This window comes from Immundisolibacter sp. (assembly GCF_028696615.1).
Lineage (GTDB): Bacteria > Pseudomonadota > Gammaproteobacteria > Immundisolibacterales > Immundisolibacteraceae > Immundisolibacter.
Genome location: NZ_JAQVGQ010000002.1, coordinates 24,954 through 42,290 on the forward strand (window position 1 = coordinate 24,954; position 17,337 = coordinate 42,290).

The following is a 17,337-nucleotide window of genomic DNA, read 5'->3' on the forward strand; positions in this document are numbered from 1 at the left end:
GTCAGGCATCCGCCAGGCGCACGAACTCGGCCACCGACAGCGTTTCGGGGCGGCGGCCGGGATCGATGCCGGCGGCCGCGAACTGCTCGGCACTCACCACGCCGGCCAGGCTGTTGCGCAGCGTCTTGCGCCGCTGGGCGAAGGCGCGCTGCACGATGTTGGCGAACCGCTTCTCGTCGACCGCCGGATACGGCAGCGTGGCATAGGGCGTGAGCTGCACGATGCGCGACTGCACCTTGGGCGCCGGCCAGAACGCGCCCGGCGGCACCACGAACAGCGCCTGCACCGCGCAAGCGTACTGCACCATCACGCCGAGCCGCCCGTAGTCGGCTTCGCCGGGACCGGCGGCGAGGCGGTCCACCACCTCGCGCTGCAGCATGAACAACATGTCGCCGATGACGGCCCGTTGCGCGAGCAGATGAAACAGCAGCGGCGTCGAGATGTTGTACGGCAGGTTACCGAACACGCGCAGCCGCCGGCCCTCGCCAACCAGCGCGGCGAAGTCGAAGCGCAGCGCATCGGCGCCGATCAGCGTGAGCCCGGCACCGCCGAAGCGCGCCTGCAGCTCGCCGGCCAGGTCCCGGTCGAGTTCGATGGCGGTCAGCGCGCCGGCCCGCTCGAGCACCGGGCCGGTCAGCGCGCCGTGGCCGGGGCCGATCTCGACCAGCGCCTCACCCGGTTGCGGGGCGAGTGTGGCCACGATGCGCGAAATCACCCCCGGGCTGTGCAGGAAGTTCTGCCCGAAGCGCTTTCTGGCCGGCTGCATCAGCGCCCCGCCATTGCCAGTTCGACGGCGAGCCTGGCCGCCGCGCGCAGGCTGCCGGCATCGGCCTTGCCCGTGCCGGCCAGATCGTAGGCCGTGCCGTGATCGACCGAGGTGCGGATGATGGGCAGGCCGAGCGTCACGTTCACCGCCTGCCCGAAACCCGCGTACTTGAGCACCGGCAAGCCCTGATCGTGGTACATGGCGAGCACCGCATCGAACGGCGCCAGGCGCGCCGGCGTGAACAGCGTGTCGGCCGGCAGCGGGCCGGTCACATCGAGCCCGTGCGCGCGTGCCTGGGCGATGGCGGGCGCGATCACGTCGATTTCCTCCCGCCCCAGGTGGCCGCGCTCGCCGGCGTGGGGATTGAGCCCGCACACGGCGATGCGCGGGCGCGACAAGCCGAAGCGGCGGCGCAGGTCGCCATCCAGGATGCGCAGCGTGCCGCCGAGCCCGGCGATGGTCAGCGCGTCCGGCACCTGCCGCAGCGGCAGGTGCGTGGTGGCCAGCGCCACGCGCAGGCCGCCCGCCACCAGCATCATCACCACCTGCTCGCAGCCGCAGCGCGCGGCGAGGTATTCGGTATGGCCGCTGAATGGCACGCCGGCGTCGGCGATCACGCCCTTGTCGAGCGGCGCGGTGACCAGCGCATCGAAACGGCCCGAAAGACAACCGGCCACGGCCTGATCGAGCCCCTCGAGCAACGCCAGCGCATTGGCGGAATCCGGTCGCCCGGGCGGCGGCGGGCGCGGCAGGTCCACCTGCAGCACGCGCAGCGCGCCGGGGCCATGGGCCGCGCCTGACAGATCGACCGGCAGGCGCAGCGCCGCCGCGCGGTCCGCCAGCAGGCGAGCATCGCCGATGAAGGTGAGCTCGACGTCCACCGGCGGCGTGCACGCCAGCTCAAGACAGATGTCCGGGCCGATGCCGGCCGGCTCGCCGACGGTGACCGCCAGGCGAATCATGGCGCGCTCCGCAGCACACATGCCAAAACAATGCCCGCCTTGGCTGCGGGCCGCAGGCGGGACCTTTTCAAACGCCCGTCAAAGGCGCACTTCCACGTAGGCCTCGTCGCGCAGGCGCTGCAGCCAGGCCTGCGTCATCTCCTCGGCCTTGCGCTGACGCAGCAGGTCGCGCGCATGGGCGCGGCGGTAGGCCTCGGTGTCGTCCTGGCTGCGCCGGCCGAGCACGCGGATCAGGTGAAAGCCGTAGGTGGACTGCACCGGCTCGCTGAGCTCGCCTTCCGGCAGGGACTGCATGGCCTGCGCGAACTGCGGCACCACCTCCTCGGCGGTGATCCAGCCCAGATCACCACCCTTCACCGCCGAGCCGGGGTCGTCGGAGTGCGTGCGCGCCAGCTCGTGGAAATCCTCGCCGGCCAGGATGCGCCGGCGCAGCGACTCGATGCGTGCCCGTGCCTCGTCCTCACGGCCGGCCTCGACCTTGACCAGGATGTGCTCGACGTGGGTCTGCTGCACCACGTGCCGGCCACCGGCCGCATCGGCCTCGATCAGCTTCAGGATGTGAAAGCCGCTCGGGCTGGCAATGATCTCGCTGATGCCGCCCGGCTGCAGGTTGCGCACCGCCGCCACGAACGGCGGCGGCAGCTCGTCGGCGTTGCGCCAGCCCAGATCGCCGCCCTCGAGTGCCTGCTGGCCCTTGGACACCGCCACCGCGGTGCTGGCGAAATCGGCGCCGTCGAGCAGCTGCTGGCGCACCTTCTCGGCCTGTGCCTGGGTGTCGCGCAGCTGCTGCGGCGTCGGGTCGGCCGGCAGGGCGATCAGGATGTGCGCCAGATGGTAGCGGGCGGCGGCCATATCGCCGCCCTCGGCCAGGAAGCGCTCGACCTCGGCATCGGAAATGTTGATGCGCGAGATGACCTCTTTCTGGCGCAGCTGCGTGAGGCGCATTTCGTTGCGTACCTCCTCGCGAAAATCCTCGAAGCTGCCGCCGTCGGCGATCACCGCCTCGCGCATCTGCTCCAAGCTCATGTTGTTGCGCGCGGCAATGTTCTGCAGGGCGAAGTTCAGCTCGTCGTCACCCACGTTGATGCCGGCCTGATCGGCCAACTGCAGCTGCAGGCGCCGCACCACCAGGTGCTCGAGCACCTGGCGCTGGAATTCCTGCGGCGGCGGGGTGGCGGTGCCACGCCGGCGCAGGTCGGCGAGGATGCGCTGCACCTCCCGATCGAGCTCGCTTTGCACGATGACGTCTTTGTTGACCACCGCGACCACCCGGTCGAGGCTGCTGCGGGCGTTGCCAGTGGCAACAGGATGGCGCACAAAAAGGCGAGCAGTCGTATCACGGGAAGCCTTGGCACGAATCCAATCAGAACCCGTAGGCGTCGCGGCTGTAGCCGTACACGCCTTCGGTGAGCAGGTTTTCAACTTTGTTGCCGATATTGGTCAGCCCCTTCAGTTCGAGCTCGAACATGATGGAACTGGTGGTATCCCCATCGTAGCGGCCGTCGTAGCGGCGCACGTAGCGACGCGTCACCACGCGCGCGCCCCAGCAGCAGCTCTCGTAGCCGACGCCGACGAAGCTCTCGACGAATTGCGAATCCGGCAACGAGTAATAAGACCGTCCCACGAGCTGCCAGTTGCGCCCGAGCGGAATGACCCCGGACACGTCGACCTGCTCCAAGCTGTCCGTGAGCCCCGGCGCCGACAGGTTGGGCAGCTCGCGGCGCATTCGGTAGGAGGCGTTCAGCAGCATGCCGTTCTGCGGCCGGTAGTACAGCCCGACCACCGAGCGCTGCGTGCTGCCGCTGTCGGGGTCCCATTCCAGGTCGCCGCGGGCCAGCAGGGCGCGCGTCAGGCGCGCCCACAGCTCGCCGACGATGGCCGACTCGTTCGACTCGATGGCCGGCCCGCTGCGCAGCAGCACCTGCCGATCGCGCAGGTAGCGCACCTGCCCCAGGCTGGCGCGGAACATCTCCACGCCGCTGCTGGCGCCCAGGAAACGCGAGGTGATCGCCGCGGTGACCTGGTTGGCATCGCCCTGGCGGTCCGGTCCCGAGAAGCGGTTGGTGCGGAACAGCGACTGGAAGCTGAAATCCGTGTCGCCGGTGTCGAACAGCGGGATGTCGTCCTGATCGCGCTTGGGCACGTACAGGTAGAACAGGCGCGGCTCGAGCGTCTGCAGCGCCCCCACTCCCCACAGGTCGACATCACGCTCGAAGAACAGGCCGCTGTCCAGGCTCAGGATGGGCAGCGCCCGGCTCGGCTTGTCGTCCAGGCCCGGCAGCTGTTGCTTCAGGTCGTACTGGGTGTAGCGGTAGCCGACGCGCGGCTCGACACGAAACGCCGCCCGCTCGAACGGCAGGCTCAGGCTCGGGTACAGGTCCAGGCGCGTGCCGTGCACCAGGTCGGGGTGATCGTAGACGGCGTACTCGGAATCGAGCGTGTAGCTCAGCCCGGCCGGCGCAAACCCCGAGGTGTTGAACATCAGCTGCGGCAGGCGCCGGTACGGTTTGCTGCCATACAAGGTCTGATAGGTCTCGACCTGCCCCAGCACCCGCCAGCTGTCGCCGTTGTAGCTGGTGCTCGCCAGGCGCTGCAGGTGGCTGGTGCTGACGTCGTAGATGCCGTTGCCGAAATCCTCGAAGTAGGCGTCGTCGGACACGCGGTTGAAGGTCAGGTAATGCGTCCAGCGCGGCGTGAGCGCACCGCTCTGGCTGAACGCCACCAGGCTGCGGTCGCGATCGGCCTTGTTGTCGGACGGCAGATAGGTGCCGCCGATCTGGCCGCTGAAGTCGCTGAACAGATACCGCCCCAGGCCCTCCATCATCAGGCCGCGGTCGCTCATGTAGTGCGGCGTGACGGTGGCGTCGTAGTTGGGGGCGAGGTTCAGGTAATACGGTGTGCGCAGCTCGAACCCGCTCTTGCCGCCGGTGCCGGCGCTGGGTGCCAGAAAGCCGGACTTGCGCTTGTCCGACAACGGGAAACTGAAGAACGGGCTGTACAGGATCGGCACGCCCTTGAAGTCGAGCACCACGTTGCGCGCCCTGCCCTCGCCGGCATCGAAGTCCAGATCGACCCTGGTCGAGCGCACCGCCCAGTCGCGCTTGCCTGGCGGACAGGTGGTGTAGAACGCCCCTTCCAGGGTGTGACGGCTGGAGTCGCGGCGGATGATGCGCGTCGCCCGGCCGCGGGCGCGCTTCTCGCGCAGGGCATAGCTGGCGTTTTCGATGGTGCCCTGGTCGGTGTCGACGTTGTACTCGAGACTGCTGCCCTCGAGCATCATGCGACTGTCACCGAACACCACCGCACCCACCGCCACCGCCGCCTGGCTGTCGCGGTTGAACGTCACCTCGTCGGCGTTGAGCTGCCGATCGCCCTTGACGATGGCGGCCTGACCGCGCAGCCGGATCTCACCCCCGGGCGTGCCCTCGGTCGAGTCGGCGACGATGTAGATGGGCTGACCGCTGGCCTTGGCGCGCGCCGCCACCGCCGGATCGGGACCGATGAATTCGAAGGCGCTGCCGCACTGGGCGTCGCTCGGCTGACTGACGGCGGCGACCGCGGGCGCCCCCGCCAGCAATGCCGACACCGCCACCATGGCCGCGCCGAACTGCCTCAAGAACGCTGAATGTATCTGGCGCAAGCTGAAACACCCGGGGGCGCAGGAGTGGATGCGAGCCGTCACGGCCGGCGCGGGCGAAACCGGTGGGCGCGAGGCGACCCTCCCCGCAGGCGGTCCGATGCGGGCCATGCGCGAAAGGCGCGGATGATAACAAACCGCCGCCCACTCACCGGCGCACGCCCGAGCTTGCACCGACCGCCGCGCGGTCTGGCCGCCCCGGCGCTCGTTCAGCAGGCCGCCGCAGCCGCGCGCAGACTGATGTGCGGCCAGCCACGGGCCGCCGCCAGCGCCGCCAGTTGCGGGTCGGCATCCACGACGCAGGGCACATCGGCGCACTCCAGCAGCGGCAGGTCGTTGTGCGAATCGGTATAGAAATGCAACACCGCCCGCTCGTAGCCGTAGCGTCGTTGCCAACGCTGCAGGCAGGCCACCTTGCCGTCCCGGAAACACGGCGGATCGAGCGCCCGACCGGTGAAGCCGCCGCCGGCGTGCTCCGGCTCGGTCGCGATCAGCACCGGCACGCCCAGCAGGCCGGCGATCGGTCCGGTCACGAAGCGATTGGTGGCGGTGATGATCACCGGCAGATGCCCGGCGCGCCGGTGACGCTCGATCAGCGCCGGCGCGCCGGGCGCCACGCGCGGCGCGATCCACTGCGCCACGAACTGCTCGCGCAGCGCCAGCAGGCGCTCGATCGGCAGCTCGCGCAACGGCCGCAGCGCAAACGCCAGGAACTCGTGAATGTCGAGCTCGCCGGCCTTGTACTGGGCGTAGTAGCGGGCATTCTCGGTCTCGTAGGCGGGGCCATCCACCAGCCCGGCGTCGGCCAGACAGCGGCCCCACAGATAGTCGCTGTCGTCGCTCAGCAGCGTGTTGTCGAGATCGAACAGGGCAAGCGTGCGGGCCATGGGCGGCGGCTTCCAGTGGGGCAGCGTGCTAACATTCAGGGCAAGTTTACAGTGCCGTGACGTGCCCTTTCGGGGCCGCGCGGCCGGGTGTGGAACAGCTGAAGGATCGAGCCATGATCGATGCGGAAGGCTTTCGGGCAAACGTCGGCATCATTCTGGTCAACGATGCCGGGCGCGTGTTCTGGGGCAGGCGCGTCGGCCAGAACGCCTGGCAATTCCCGCAGGGTGGCATCAAGCACCACGAATCCCCGCAGCAGGCGCTGTTCCGGGAGTTGCACGAGGAAATCGGCCTGACACGCGGCGACGTCGAGATCCTTGGCGTCACCCGCGACTGGTTGCGCTACCTGATTCCGCGCCGCTACCTGCGGCGTGACAGGCCGCCCTGCATCGGCCAGAAGCAGCGCTGGTACCTGCTGCGCCTGACGGCCGGCGAGGAACGCATCCGCCTGGACGCCGACGACACGCCGGAGTTCGACGCCTGGCGCTGGGTGGATTACTGGACCCCGCTGACGCAGATCGTCACCTTCAAACGCGAGGTCTACCGCCTGGCGCTGGAGGAACTCGCCGGCTGCCTGCCCCAGCAGCGAAGTCCGCAGCCGTTGCCGCAACGTGCCTGAACAAGCGCACGCACCTACTGGCGCCGCGGCTGCGGCACGGCCCCGGCGGCGGCTGTGGCCCGCCCTGCTCGCGGTGCTGCTGCTGGCCGGCGTGCCGTTGGGGGCCGCCCTGCTGTGGCAACGCGTGTGGCTGCCGCTGCGCGCCGAGCTGGACGCCCAGCGGCGCGCGCAGGCCGAGCTTGGGCGGCGCCTCGACGCGCTCGAAACCTGGCAAAGCGTCGCCAGCGACGACCTGGCCGCGCTCGAGACGCACGGCCGCGAGCTTGCCGCACGCCTGGACCAACTCGAACCGAGCCGCCTGACCGCCTGGGCGCTCGCCGAGGCCGATTACCTGCTGCGCAGCGCGCAGCGCGCAGTCGCCATCGACCACGACCCCGCGCGCGCCGCGCTGGCCTTGCGCCTGGCCAGCGCCAGCCTCGCGCCCGTGCCCGGCAGCGGTACGGCCAGGCGTGCCATCGACGCGGCGCGGTCCGCCTTGGAACAGGTGCAGATGCCCGACATCGACAGTCTGCGCAACGCGCTTGCCGGCGCGGCCGACACCCTTGCCGAGGCGCCACTGCGCGAACCGGGCGCCTCGCCGGCCGAGGTCACGCCCAGTGGCTGGCGCGGCGCCGTGAAACAGGCCTGGCAACAACTGGGCGAGGTGATCGTGGTGCAGCGCGTGGGCACGCCCGTGCAACCGCTGCTGCGCCCGCACGAGACCGACTACCTGCGCCAGCAACTGGCGCTGAAGCTCGCCGCGGCCGACTATGCCCTGCAACGGCGCGATACCGAGGTTTTTCGGCGCCAATTGGCCGACCTGCGGACCTGGGCCACGGCCTACCTCGACACCACCGCTGCGACCACCGGCGCCGCGCTGGCCACGCTGGCGCGCCTGGCGGAGGTGGACCTGCAACCGCCGCTGCCGGACCTGTCCGGCCTGCACGCCGCACTGCCGACGCTACGCCAGGCGACACCGCCACCGGCGGACGGCGACCCATGAGGCGTCTGCTGTGGCTGCTGCTGGCGGCCGCGGGCGGCGTGCTGGCAGCCGGCCTGGTGACCGCACAACCCGGCTATCTGCTGCTGGCCTGGGGCGACTGGCGGGTCGAGATACGCAGCCTGCTGTTGGCGCTGATGCTCGTGCTGGTGCTGTTCCTGCTACTGCACTGGCTGCTCGGCAGCGCCGCCCGGGCTCGCCAGATGCTGTGGCGACGGCGCCTCGCCCGCCAGCTCGAACGGCGTGAACGGTCCGAAATGGACCTGGCGGCCGGTTTGCTGGCCCTGCTCGACGGCCACCACGCGCAGGCACAAAAGCTGCTGCAGCGCAGCCGGCGCACGGCCGCCGCGCCCGCCATCCAGGCGCTGGCGCTGGCGCATCTGGCCAAGCTGCGCGGCGATACGGCCACGCGCGAGCGCGAGTTCGCCGCCGCCAGCGCGGCGGCCCCGCAGGCGCAGGCGGCCATCGCCCGCCTGCAGGCGCAGGCGCAGCTCGACGCCGGCGATAGCCTGGCCGCGGCCGCCACCCTCAAAGCCGTGGCCGAGCACGACAGTCCGCGCCTGCTCGAGCTGCAGGCCAGGCTGTGTCGCGCCCGACGCGACTGGGCGGCCTTGCACGAGCTGCTGCCGCGACTGCGCCGCGCCGGGATCATCGACGGTACCGAGCTGGCGCGCCAGGAGGTGGATGTGGCCTGCGCGCGCCTGGCCGACAGCGAGGTGCCGGACCTGCTGTGGCCGCAACTGTCGCGGCGGCTGCGCCGCGACGGCGCCGTGCAGCTCGCCTATGCCGAAGCGCTGCGCCGGGCGGGGCGCCACGACGCGGCCCAGGAACGGCTCGCCGAATTGCTGCGCGACACCTGGCCGGCGGCGGCGATCGAACTGTTCGGGCATTACGCGGGCGACGATCCGCAGCGTTGGCTGACGCAGGCCGAGCAGTGGCTGGCCGACCATGCCGACGACCCGACGCTGCTACTGGCCGCCGGGCGACTGGCCCGGCGCGCCGGGCAGTGGGCGAAGGCGCGCGCCTACCTCGACAGCAGCCTGCTGCTCGCGCCGACCGCTCAAGCCCACCTGGAACTGGCGCAGCTGCTCGAGCAGATGGGCCTGGCAGCAGACGCGGCGGAACACTACCGCGCCGGCTTGCGTGTGGCCGTGTCGGCGAGCACCCAGGCGCCTGCCGCCTTGACAGGTCGGGCGGCGGCTGCCGATGATCGAACCCATCTGCTACCGCACGAGGCCTGACCCGGCTTGGACCACGACTTACCCCTGGCGCTGCTGATCGCGGCGCTGATCGGGCTGGTTTTGCTGTCGGGTCTGTTCGCCGCCGCCGAGACGGCGCTGCTGTCCCTGAACCGCTACCGCCTGCGTCACCTGGTGCGTGCCGGTCACCCGGGCGCCCGGCGCGCCGACGCGCTGCTGCGCAAACCGGACCGCTTCATCGGCTTGGTGCAACTCGGCAACAACTTCTGCGACATCCTCGCCTCGAGTGCGGCCACGCTGATCGCGCTGCAGGTGTGGGGCGAACAGGCGATCGCGCTGATGGCCGGCGTGTTGACCGTGTTCGCACTCATCTTCGGCGAGGTAGCGCCCAAGACGCTGGCCGCGCTGCATCCCGAACGGGTGGCGTTTCCCGCCGCCTACGCGCTGTCGGCGCTGATGTCGGTGCTGCTGCCGGTGGTGGTCAGCGTCAACGCCGTCGCCAACGGCGTGCTGCGCGCACTCGGCGTGCGCACCGACCACGCCGCGCCGGACACGCTGGGCCGCGAAGAGCTGCGCAGCCTGCTGTTCGAGGCAGGGCACCATTTCTCGCCGCGTCATCGCAGCATGCTGCTGCGCATCCTCGATCTCGAGAGCGTGGTGGTCGAGGACGTGATGGTGCCGCGCAACGAGGTGCGTTATCTCGACCTCGACGACAGCTGGCCGGACCTGCTCGAGCAGCTACGCAACAGCCCGCACACGCGCCTGCCGGTGTGCCGCGGCTCGCTCGACCAGGTGCTGGGCATCCTGCACCTGCGGCGGGTGATGCACCTGCTGGCCGACGACGACTTCGACGTCGAGCGCCTGCAAAGCCTGCTGCAGGAACCCTACTACGTGCCCGAAGGCACCTCGCTCACGCAGCAGCTGCTGCAGTTCCAGTCCGGCCATGAACGCCTGGCCCTGGTGGTCAACGAATACGGCGACACCGTCGGCCTGATCACCGTCGAGGACATTCTGGGCGAGATCATCGGCGAGTTCAGCGACGTACCCGGTGCCATGAAAAGCGATGTGCATCCGCAGCCGGACGGCTCCTGCCTGGTGTCTGGCAGCGCCAGCGTGCGCGAGCTGAACCGCACCATGGGCTGGGACCTGCCGGTGACCGAGGCCAAGACGCTCAACGGCGCCATCCTCGAGCAGCTCGAGGACATCCCGACGCCGGCCACCAGCCTGCTGCTGGGCGACTACCCGGTCGAGATCGTGCAGACCCAAGGCAACGTGGTGCGCGTGGCGCGCATCGGCCCCAAGCTGAAACGCAGCAACGCCAACACGTGACCTGTCGCAAGTCAGCGACGGCGGCCGACCAGCACTGACCGGCTGCCCGCCACCGCCACCAGCGCCAGCACGATGGCCGCCCCGGCCGGCAGGTCCAGCAGCGCCGACGCCAGCAGCCCGAGCGCGTAGCCGGCGCCGCCGATGGCATAGGCCCACCCCGGCCGCCCGCCGGCCGCCAGCGCCGGCACGATCAGGCTGGCGAACACCAGATACACGCCGACCACCTGCACCGAAGCGGTGACGGTGACGGCGAACAACAGGTAGAAACCCAGCGGCGATTCCTTCAGGCGCAGCCCGAACCAGGCCGCCAGCACCAGGCCCGTCACCAGTGCCAGTGGCCACAAACCGCCCCAGGTGCTCCACAGGATCTGCCCGACCAGCAGCTCCTGCAGGTGCTCGCCGGCGTGCGGGTCGTGGCTCATCAGCACGATGGCCGTGCACGCCGCGGTGACGAAGCCGACGCCGATCAGCGCCTCCAGATGCTCGGGCGCGCGGCGCTCGAGCGCGCGCAGCAGCAGCGCGCCGGCCAGCGCCGCCAGCACGGCGGCGAGCTGCATGCGCCAACCGCCCACCTCGAAGCCGAGCGCGCTGGCGACCACGATGCCGAGCCCGGCGAACTGCGCGATCGCCAGATCGATGAAGATGATCCCCCGCCGCAGCACCTCGCCGCCCAGCAGCACGTGGCTGGCGAGCACCAAAAGCCCCGCCGCGAAGGCCGGCAGCAGCAGGCCGAGGTCGACCGCGCCGAAACTCACGGCGCGGCCGCCAGCAGGCGCGCGAGCGTCACGTCGAACAGCCCGAACAGGTCATCCGTGCCGGGCGCGCCGCCCACCGTGAACGGCAATTCCACGGCCGGGATGCCGGCTTTTTGCGACAACCACTCGGACGGCTGCGCCGACTGGTAGGCGGCGCGAAGAATCATCCGCGCCGGTCGCACCTTGAGCGTGTCCAGCAGTTCGGCCAGATGCGCCGCCGAGGGCTCGACGCCGGGCTTGGGTTCCAAATCGCCGACTTCGACCAGCCCCAGCCAGTCGGCCAGATAGGTGAAGCTTTTGTGGTGCACCACCACCGGCACGCCCTTCAGGCGCGCGCCCTGCGCCTCCCAGCGCGCGATGGCCGCCTGCCAGCGGTCCTGGAAATCGGCGTTGCGCTCGACATAGCGGCTGGCGTTGGCCGCATCGAGCTGCGCCAGGCGCTGCGCCAGCGCGGCGGCGATCCGCGCCACGCGGCGCGGATCGAGCTGCACGTGCGGGTTGCCGGCGGCATGCACGTCACCCTGGGCGCGGTCCAGACGGGCCGGCCGTTCGAGCAACATCACCTGCGCGCTCGCCTCGAAGTAACCCGCCTGGCCGGGCTGGATGCGGCCGTTGCCGGCCTGGCGCTGCAGCAGCGGCAGCCAGCCCATTTCCAGCTCGGCGCCGGTGCAGACCAGCAGATCCGCGCGCCGCGCCTTGGCCAGCAGCGACGGCCGCGCCTCGATGCGGTGCGGGTCCTGTAGCGCCGTGGTGGCCGAATCGACCTCGGCCAGATCGCCGGCCAGCTCGCGGGTCAGCGCCGCCCACTCGGGCTCGCAGGTCAGCACCCGCAGCGCGGCCTGCGCCGGCGCGATCAGCAGGAAGCTCATCAACGCAGACAGGAACAGGGTTCTCATGGTGATCTCCTCAGAACTGGTGGGCGCCGTGCGGGCCGAGGCTCAGGATGTATTGCAGGATGAACTGGTCGTCGGGGTCACCGCGTAACGCCTCGTCGCGGTTGAATTGCAGGCGAAAACGCGAGAATTCCGACGGCGAGAAGTCGGTCATCAAGCTCCAGACCTGCGGGTGCCTGCTGTCGCCGTCCAGGCTCGCGGCATTCAGGCCAAAGTCGGTCGAACCGCTCGACAGCCGGCTGTAGCGGGTGCCGATGCGCCAGCGCGGCATGAACTGGTACACCGCCTGCGCGTACCAGCCGGACTGGTCGCTGTCGTAGCCGTCCGTGACACCCAGACACGCGCCGCCCTCGGCGCTGTTGTCGGCGCAGCCGAGGCTGCCGTCCTCCTTGCGCTGGAAATACTCGGCGGCGAAGGTGAAATTGCGCTGGCGCGGATTGCCATTCGGCGCCCATTTCCACACCGCATCGGCCAGCCAGGTCTTGGAGGTGCCCGAGAACTGGGTGAGCGCGTCGACGCCCGCGATATCCTCGATCCAGCCTTCGCGCTCGCGCGGCCGGGCGCGCACGTACGAGAGACCCGCCCGCCAGCTGTTGGACGCGCCGACGTCGCCACCCACGTGACCGAACGCCGCCCAGGAACCGATGCCGTTCTTGTCGCCGCCCGCATCCGAGCCCGGGAAATGCTGGCCCTTGGCGGCCTCGGCACCGAACTCGAGGAACAGCTCGGTCGGCGCCAGCCAGCGCACCTGCACGCCGTCCTGCAGCAGGTGCTCGCCGAACAGCGCCTCGTAGACCAGGTTGTTGTCGGCGAAGTCCCAGGCGTGCGGGTGTTTTTCGTTCTGATAGCCGATGCCGGACACGAAACGCCCGCCTTTCACCGTCAGGCCATGGCCGAGCTGCAGGCTTTGGAACCAGGCCTCCTCGACCTCCACCTCGTCGTTGTTGAACACCAGATCGAGGTAGCCGCGCAGGTACGGGTCGACGTTGGCGCTCATGACGAGCTCGCTGTCGTCCAGCGTGAAGCCGCGTTCAACCGACTCGTAAGCGCCGTCGGTCGGCATGAAGCCGCTGATCGGCCGCGGCCGGCCGGCGCGGTCGATGTAGGCGCCCTGCAGGATCAGCGAGATGTCGGGGTTGAAGGCGCTTGACGGCGGCGGCGGTGGCGGCGCCGCCTGGGCGGTCTGCTCGGCAGTGACGGCGGCGGTCTGCGCCGTCACCTGCGCCTGGCCGGCCTGCACCTCGGCCGCCTGCACGCGGCTTTCGAGGGCCTTCAGACGCGCCTCGTAATCGGCCTGCAAGGCTTTGACTTTCTGATCGAACTCGGCGCGCAGCGCGTCGAGCTCCTGCGGCTGCGGGGCAGCCAGAACCGGCGAGGCGAGCACCGACAGTGCCGCCACGGCCAATACCGGACGAATGGACATGCGAGAACTCCCGTGATGGTCCCGACAGTGGGACCCGAGCACAAGCAACCGCGAGGCGGCCGCCAGCAAGATGTGTCAGGCCACCGCCAGCGGCGGCGCGCGCACCTGGTACGGGAGGGACGAGACGGGAACATCGATCGCTATCGGCTGCACGCCGGCAACGACATCGGCATCGATTGCCACGCAGACCACCGGCGCCGAGGGCGCCACTGCACCGTCGGCACCGGCAAAGGCGACGCACATGACGCACACGGCATGTGTCGGCAGTGCCGGACCGTCAGTGCTGGCATCGAAAAGGTGGGCCAGTGCATGGCGCATAGCCGTCGCCTGCCACCCAAGCAGCAGCGCCAGCAGCAGCGACAAGCCAAGCCGCCGGGCCCAAAGCCCGCGTCGCGAGTGGCAGCGCGTGAAAGCGAAAACCCCGGCAGTCATGGGCGAATCATCCCACAGGATGATGGCCGCAATGGTCGAGGTGGGATTCCCCGACTGCGCCGCATCCCACCGCGACGGTCATAAGCTGCCAGCCAGCACCACACCGACCCCCAGCAGCAGCACCAGCAGTTGCTCCGCAAAGTCGGTGCCGCGCCGCTCGCGCTGCAACAGCGGCACCAGGTCGGCGGTGGCGAGATACAGAAAACTGGCCGCCGCCAACGCCAGCAGGTAGGGTACGGCGCCGGTCACCGCCTGCAGCGCCGCGAATCCAATCACACCGCCGGCCACCATGGCGGCGCCGGACAGCGCATTCAGCGCCAAGGCCCGGGGACGGCTTACGCCGACCGCCAGCAACACCATGAAGTCGCCGATCTCCTGCGGGATTTCGTGCGCGATCACCGCCGCCGCCGTGGTCATTCCCAGCAGCGGATCCTGCAGAAAGGCGGCCGCCAGCAACACGCCATCGACGAAGTTGTGCACGCCGTCGCCGAGCACGATCAGGGTTGCCGTGGCGTCACTGCCGCCGCCGTGGTCGTGCCGCCACAGCGCGAGCTTCTCCAGAAAGAAAAAGCCGAGCAGCCCTGCCAGCAGCACGCCGCCCACACGCGGCGCCGACAGCTCCGCGAGCGCTTCCGGCAGCAGTTCGAGCAACGCCGCGGCGAGCAGCACGCCCACCGCGAAGCCCACCAGCTTGCCGGCGATCCGCCGCAGCACGGTCATCGACAGCAACGCGGCGATCAGCACCGACAGCACCCCGCCGGCCAAGGTCGCACCCAGAATGGTCAACAAGGTCATGCCCGATCTCCGGTGGCGATGGCGACGAATGCCCGTAGCGCGTGTTCGAGACGCGCCGCCGGCGCCGGGTCGATCAGCACCAGCCGGGCACCTGTGCCGTCGGCCGGCCATGTCAGCAGGGACACCGGCGCGTCGAGTCCGGCCGGCACACCGTGCAGTGCAAACGGTCCCGCTTCGCCGTGCAGGGCGACGATGCCCTTCAGGCGCAGTGGTGGCCCGGGCAGTTCCGCACACAGCGCCCGCCAGCCGGCGGCCAGCAAGCGACGCTGCAGAGGCCGGCCGGGCATCACCGCGTGGCTGTGATGGGCCGGTGCGGCTGACTCGGGCTCAACGAAGCACCACGACGCGCGTGCGGCGGGCCCAAGCAGCCAGTCTGCCGCCACGGCGCCGGCGGCAGCCGGCATGCAAGGCGCGGTCGGATTCAGACGCCGCAGGCGCGCTTCGACGGCCTGCAAGCCGGCCGTGCTCAGGCAGTCGGCACGGCTGATCAACAGCCGGTCGGCCAACGCCACCTGGCGCTCGAACAGCGAGTTGCCGGCGAGATCGGTGCGGCTGCCATCCACCACGCACGCCACGCCCGCCACCCGGTAACGCGCCGCCAGCCAGCGGCTTGCCGTCAGCGTTTCGAGCAGCGGTGCCGGATCGGCCACGCCGGATGCCTCTATCACGACTGCCCGCAACTGCCTTGGCGCGCCACCGGCCGGCCCCAGCCACAGGTTCCGCAGCACGGGCGCCAGCGAGTCTTTGATGTCACAACACACACAGCCGCCGCCCAGCACCGCCAGCTCGCCGGCACGCCCACGCAGCAGTGCCTGATCGACCGGCCGCGCACCGAACTCGTTGATCAGCACGGCGATCCCGCTAGACTGGCCGAGCAGATGGTTGAGCACGGTGGTCTTGCCGGCGCCGAGAAAGCCAACCAGCAGCGTCACCGGCAGCCGTTGGGAAGTCGCCCCGTCAGGTGCCAAACCACTGCCTGCCATTGCGCACTCCTTCATTGATTACTCGTCGGCGCGCACGCCATGCCCAACCCGCTACCGCCAGACTCGTCCCCGCTACCGGCCGGCGCACGCCTCACCCCGGCCCGCCGGACCGTGCTCGCGCACCTGCGGGCGGCGAGCGCGGCCCTCAGCCACCCGGAATTGCTGGCCGCGCTGCCGCAGCTCGACAAGGTCACCCTCTACCGCACGCTCGACTGGCTGGTCGCGCAGGGGCTGGTGCATCGGCTGATCGGCGAGGACCGGGTCGGGCGCTTTCACGCCGCTGCCGCGGACAGCGCCGCCGATGCGCATTTCCAGTGCCTGCGCTGTGGCCGCACGCTGTGCCTCACGGCTTCGGAGCCTGCTCCGAAGCTGCCGCCCGGCTTCAGGGTGGAGCGAGTCGAAATCGTGGTGCGTGGCTACTGCCCGGACTGCTCCTGATCGCAACTCGGTTGCATTCTTGCCGGACGCAGAACAAAATGCAAGCAAGTTGCATTCATCCCATTCCGGCGACCGGTCAGGAGCCAACCCATGGAACGCGATGTCCCCATTCCCGTCACCGTGCTGACCGGCTTCCTCGGCGCCGGCAAGACCACCGTGCTCAACCACGTGCTGCGGGCCGCCCACGGCCAGCGTATCGCCGTGATCGAGAACGAATTCGGCGCCGCCGGCATCGACAACGAACTGCTGGAGCAGCCGCAGGGCGAGGAAATCGTCGAAATGAACAACGGCTGCCTGTGCTGCACCGTGCGCGGCGACCTGGTGCGCATCCTCGGCCGCCTGCACGAACGCCGCGCCCTGGGCGAGATTCGCTTCGACCGGGTGCTGATCGAGACCACCGGCCTAGCCGACCCGGCCCCGGTGGCACAGACCTTCTTCATCGAAGACAGCATTCGCGAGCACTACCGGCTGGACGCTATCGTGACCGTGGTCGACGCTCGCCATGCCCACCTGCAGCTGAGCCTGCACGGCGAAGCACAGGAGCAGGTTGCTTTCGCCGATCGGTTGTTGATCAGCAAGAGCGACCTGGTCGATGAGCCCACTGTGGCGGCGCTGCGTGGGCGCCTGGCGAGCATGAATCCACGTGCCACCCAGCACCTGGTGCGACACGGATATATCGATCTGGACGAAATTCTCGACATCCACGGCTTTCAGCTCGACGAGGCATTGCGCCTGGATCCGCAGTTCCTGGCCGACGCTAGCCACCATCACGATGACGCCGTATCGTCCTGGGTCTACCGCAGCACGCAGCCGTTCGATCTGGGCAAGCTGGAAGGTTGTCTGGCGCTGTTGACGGGCACCTTTGGCACGCAGCTGATGCGCTACAAGGGTGTGCTCTACGTCGTGAATGACGACCGACGGCTGTACTTTCAGGGCGTCCAGGCCATGTACGGCGGCACCCCGGGACGGCCATGGACGCCCGACGACGAACGCGCCAGCACGCTGGTATTCATTGGCCGCGACATGCCCTGGGGGTTGGTGCAAGACCTGGTGGCGGCCTGCCACCAAGACGTCGAAACCGTGGCTTGAGCGCGCAAATAGGCGACAGTGAGCACCGGGTTCTACCCCGAAATCACGGACGGTTGCAAAAGAGTTGAGAACTTCTGGTCCTGCCTTGCGACTCTTCGCCTCATCCTTGGGTTGTGGAACCGCTCGATGTATTCGAACACATCGGCCCTCGCC

The 17,337-nt window shown here is 69.7% G+C and carries 17 protein-coding genes and 1 pseudogene; 6 read left to right on the forward strand and 12 right to left on the reverse strand.

The genetic code is table 11. From position 1 onward, the window contains the following. Position 1: 1 nt before the first annotated feature. The 5 genes from rsmA to PHC73_RS00365 all read right to left on the reverse strand — a co-directional run bounded on the left by rsmA (position 2) and on the right by PHC73_RS00365 (position 6,252). Complete coding sequence (gene rsmA, locus PHC73_RS00345; protein WP_300123570.1) at positions 2–766, reverse strand: 16S rRNA (adenine(1518)-N(6)/adenine(1519)-N(6))-dimethyltransferase RsmA; 765 nt, start codon at positions 764–766, stop codon at positions 2–4. Then, positions 766–1,728 (reverse strand): 4-hydroxythreonine-4-phosphate dehydrogenase PdxA, encoded by a 963-nt coding sequence (pdxA, locus tag PHC73_RS00350; protein WP_300123571.1) that lies wholly within the window; start codon positions 1,726–1,728, stop codon positions 766–768. Before pdxA ends, rsmA begins: the two co-directional genes overlap by 1 nt. Before the next feature lie 78 nt (positions 1,729–1,806). Next, complete coding sequence (locus PHC73_RS00355; protein ID WP_300123572.1) at positions 1,807–3,045, reverse strand: peptidylprolyl isomerase; 1,239 nt, start codon at positions 3,043–3,045, stop codon at positions 1,807–1,809. Positions 3,046–3,091: 46 nt separating this feature from the next. After that, entirely contained in the window at positions 3,092–5,344 is a 2,253-nt protein-coding gene (gene lptD / locus PHC73_RS00360) for an LPS assembly protein LptD (protein WP_300123573.1), read from the reverse strand. Positions 5,345–5,574: 230 nt separating this feature from the next. Then, the gene (locus tag PHC73_RS00365) at positions 5,575–6,252 is read right to left on the reverse strand and encodes an HAD family phosphatase (RefSeq protein ID WP_300123574.1); all 678 of its coding nucleotides are present in this window, start codon (positions 6,250–6,252) and stop codon (positions 5,575–5,577) included. A gap of 113 nt (positions 6,253–6,365) precedes the next feature. Between PHC73_RS00365 and PHC73_RS00370 the strand changes: the two genes are divergently transcribed. From PHC73_RS00370 to PHC73_RS00385, 4 genes are read left to right on the forward strand one after another with little or no spacing between them, the layout of a single operon-like run. Beyond that, positions 6,366–6,869 (forward strand): RNA pyrophosphohydrolase, encoded by a 504-nt coding sequence (locus PHC73_RS00370; RefSeq protein WP_300123575.1) that lies wholly within the window; start codon positions 6,366–6,368, stop codon positions 6,867–6,869. Further along, positions 6,862–7,851 carry a uroporphyrinogen-III C-methyltransferase gene (locus tag PHC73_RS00375; protein ID WP_300123576.1) on the forward strand — a complete coding sequence of 330 codons (990 nt, stop codon included), beginning with the start codon at positions 6,862–6,864 and terminating at the stop codon, positions 7,849–7,851. Before PHC73_RS00370 ends, PHC73_RS00375 begins: the two co-directional genes overlap by 8 nt. Further along, positions 7,848–9,089: a heme biosynthesis HemY N-terminal domain-containing protein gene (locus PHC73_RS00380; protein WP_300123577.1), complete on the forward strand. Its 1,242-nt coding sequence runs from the start codon at positions 7,848–7,850 to the stop codon at positions 9,087–9,089. Before PHC73_RS00375 ends, PHC73_RS00380 begins: the two co-directional genes overlap by 4 nt. Positions 9,090–9,095: 6 nt before the next feature. After that, complete coding sequence (locus tag PHC73_RS00385; RefSeq protein ID WP_300123578.1) at positions 9,096–10,376, forward strand: CNNM domain-containing protein; 1,281 nt, start codon at positions 9,096–9,098, stop codon at positions 10,374–10,376. Between the two features lie 11 nt (positions 10,377–10,387). Here the strand turns inward: PHC73_RS00385 and PHC73_RS00390 are convergent, their stop codons facing one another. From PHC73_RS00390 to PHC73_RS00415, 6 genes are all read right to left on the reverse strand, one after another. Further along, positions 10,388–11,131: a metal ABC transporter permease gene (locus PHC73_RS00390; RefSeq protein WP_300123579.1), complete on the reverse strand. Its 744-nt coding sequence runs from the start codon at positions 11,129–11,131 to the stop codon at positions 10,388–10,390. Beyond that, positions 11,128–12,027, reverse strand: a complete 900-nt coding sequence (locus tag PHC73_RS00395) for a zinc ABC transporter substrate-binding protein (protein WP_300123580.1) — start codon at positions 12,025–12,027, stop codon at positions 11,128–11,130. The genes PHC73_RS00390 and PHC73_RS00395 overlap by 4 nt, the downstream gene beginning before the upstream one ends. 10 nt (positions 12,028–12,037) lie before the next feature. After that, on the reverse strand, positions 12,038–13,447 hold the full coding sequence (locus PHC73_RS00400; RefSeq protein WP_300123581.1) for a hypothetical protein: 1,410 nt from the start codon (positions 13,445–13,447) through the stop codon (positions 12,038–12,040). A 75-nt stretch (positions 13,448–13,522) separates the two neighbouring features. Continuing rightward, the gene (locus PHC73_RS00405) at positions 13,523–13,810 is read right to left on the reverse strand and encodes a hypothetical protein (RefSeq protein ID WP_300123582.1); all 288 of its coding nucleotides are present in this window, start codon (positions 13,808–13,810) and stop codon (positions 13,523–13,525) included. Positions 13,811–13,957: 147 nt separating this feature from the next. Further along, positions 13,958–14,674, reverse strand: a complete 717-nt coding sequence (locus PHC73_RS00410) for a ZIP family metal transporter (protein ID WP_300123583.1) — start codon at positions 14,672–14,674, stop codon at positions 13,958–13,960. After that, a complete protein-coding gene (locus PHC73_RS00415; protein WP_300123584.1) occupies positions 14,671–15,657 on the reverse strand; it encodes a GTP-binding protein in 987 nt (328 codons plus the stop codon). Before PHC73_RS00415 ends, PHC73_RS00410 begins: the two co-directional genes overlap by 4 nt. A 39-nt stretch (positions 15,658–15,696) precedes the next feature. On the opposite strand from PHC73_RS00415, the gene PHC73_RS00420 reads away from it, so the two are divergent. Next, positions 15,697–16,095 carry a Fur family transcriptional regulator gene (locus tag PHC73_RS00420; RefSeq protein ID WP_300123585.1) on the forward strand — a complete coding sequence of 133 codons (399 nt, stop codon included), beginning with the start codon at positions 15,697–15,699 and terminating at the stop codon, positions 16,093–16,095. A 90-nt stretch (positions 16,096–16,185) separates the two neighbouring features. Beyond that, positions 16,186–17,184 carry a GTP-binding protein gene (locus PHC73_RS00425; protein WP_300123586.1) on the forward strand — a complete coding sequence of 333 codons (999 nt, stop codon included), beginning with the start codon at positions 16,186–16,188 and terminating at the stop codon, positions 17,182–17,184. 32 nt (positions 17,185–17,216) lie between these two features. Here PHC73_RS00425 and PHC73_RS00430 read toward each other — a convergent pair. Next, a pseudogene (locus tag PHC73_RS00430) lies at positions 17,217–17,337 on the reverse strand (IS3 family transposase); the annotation flags it as partial.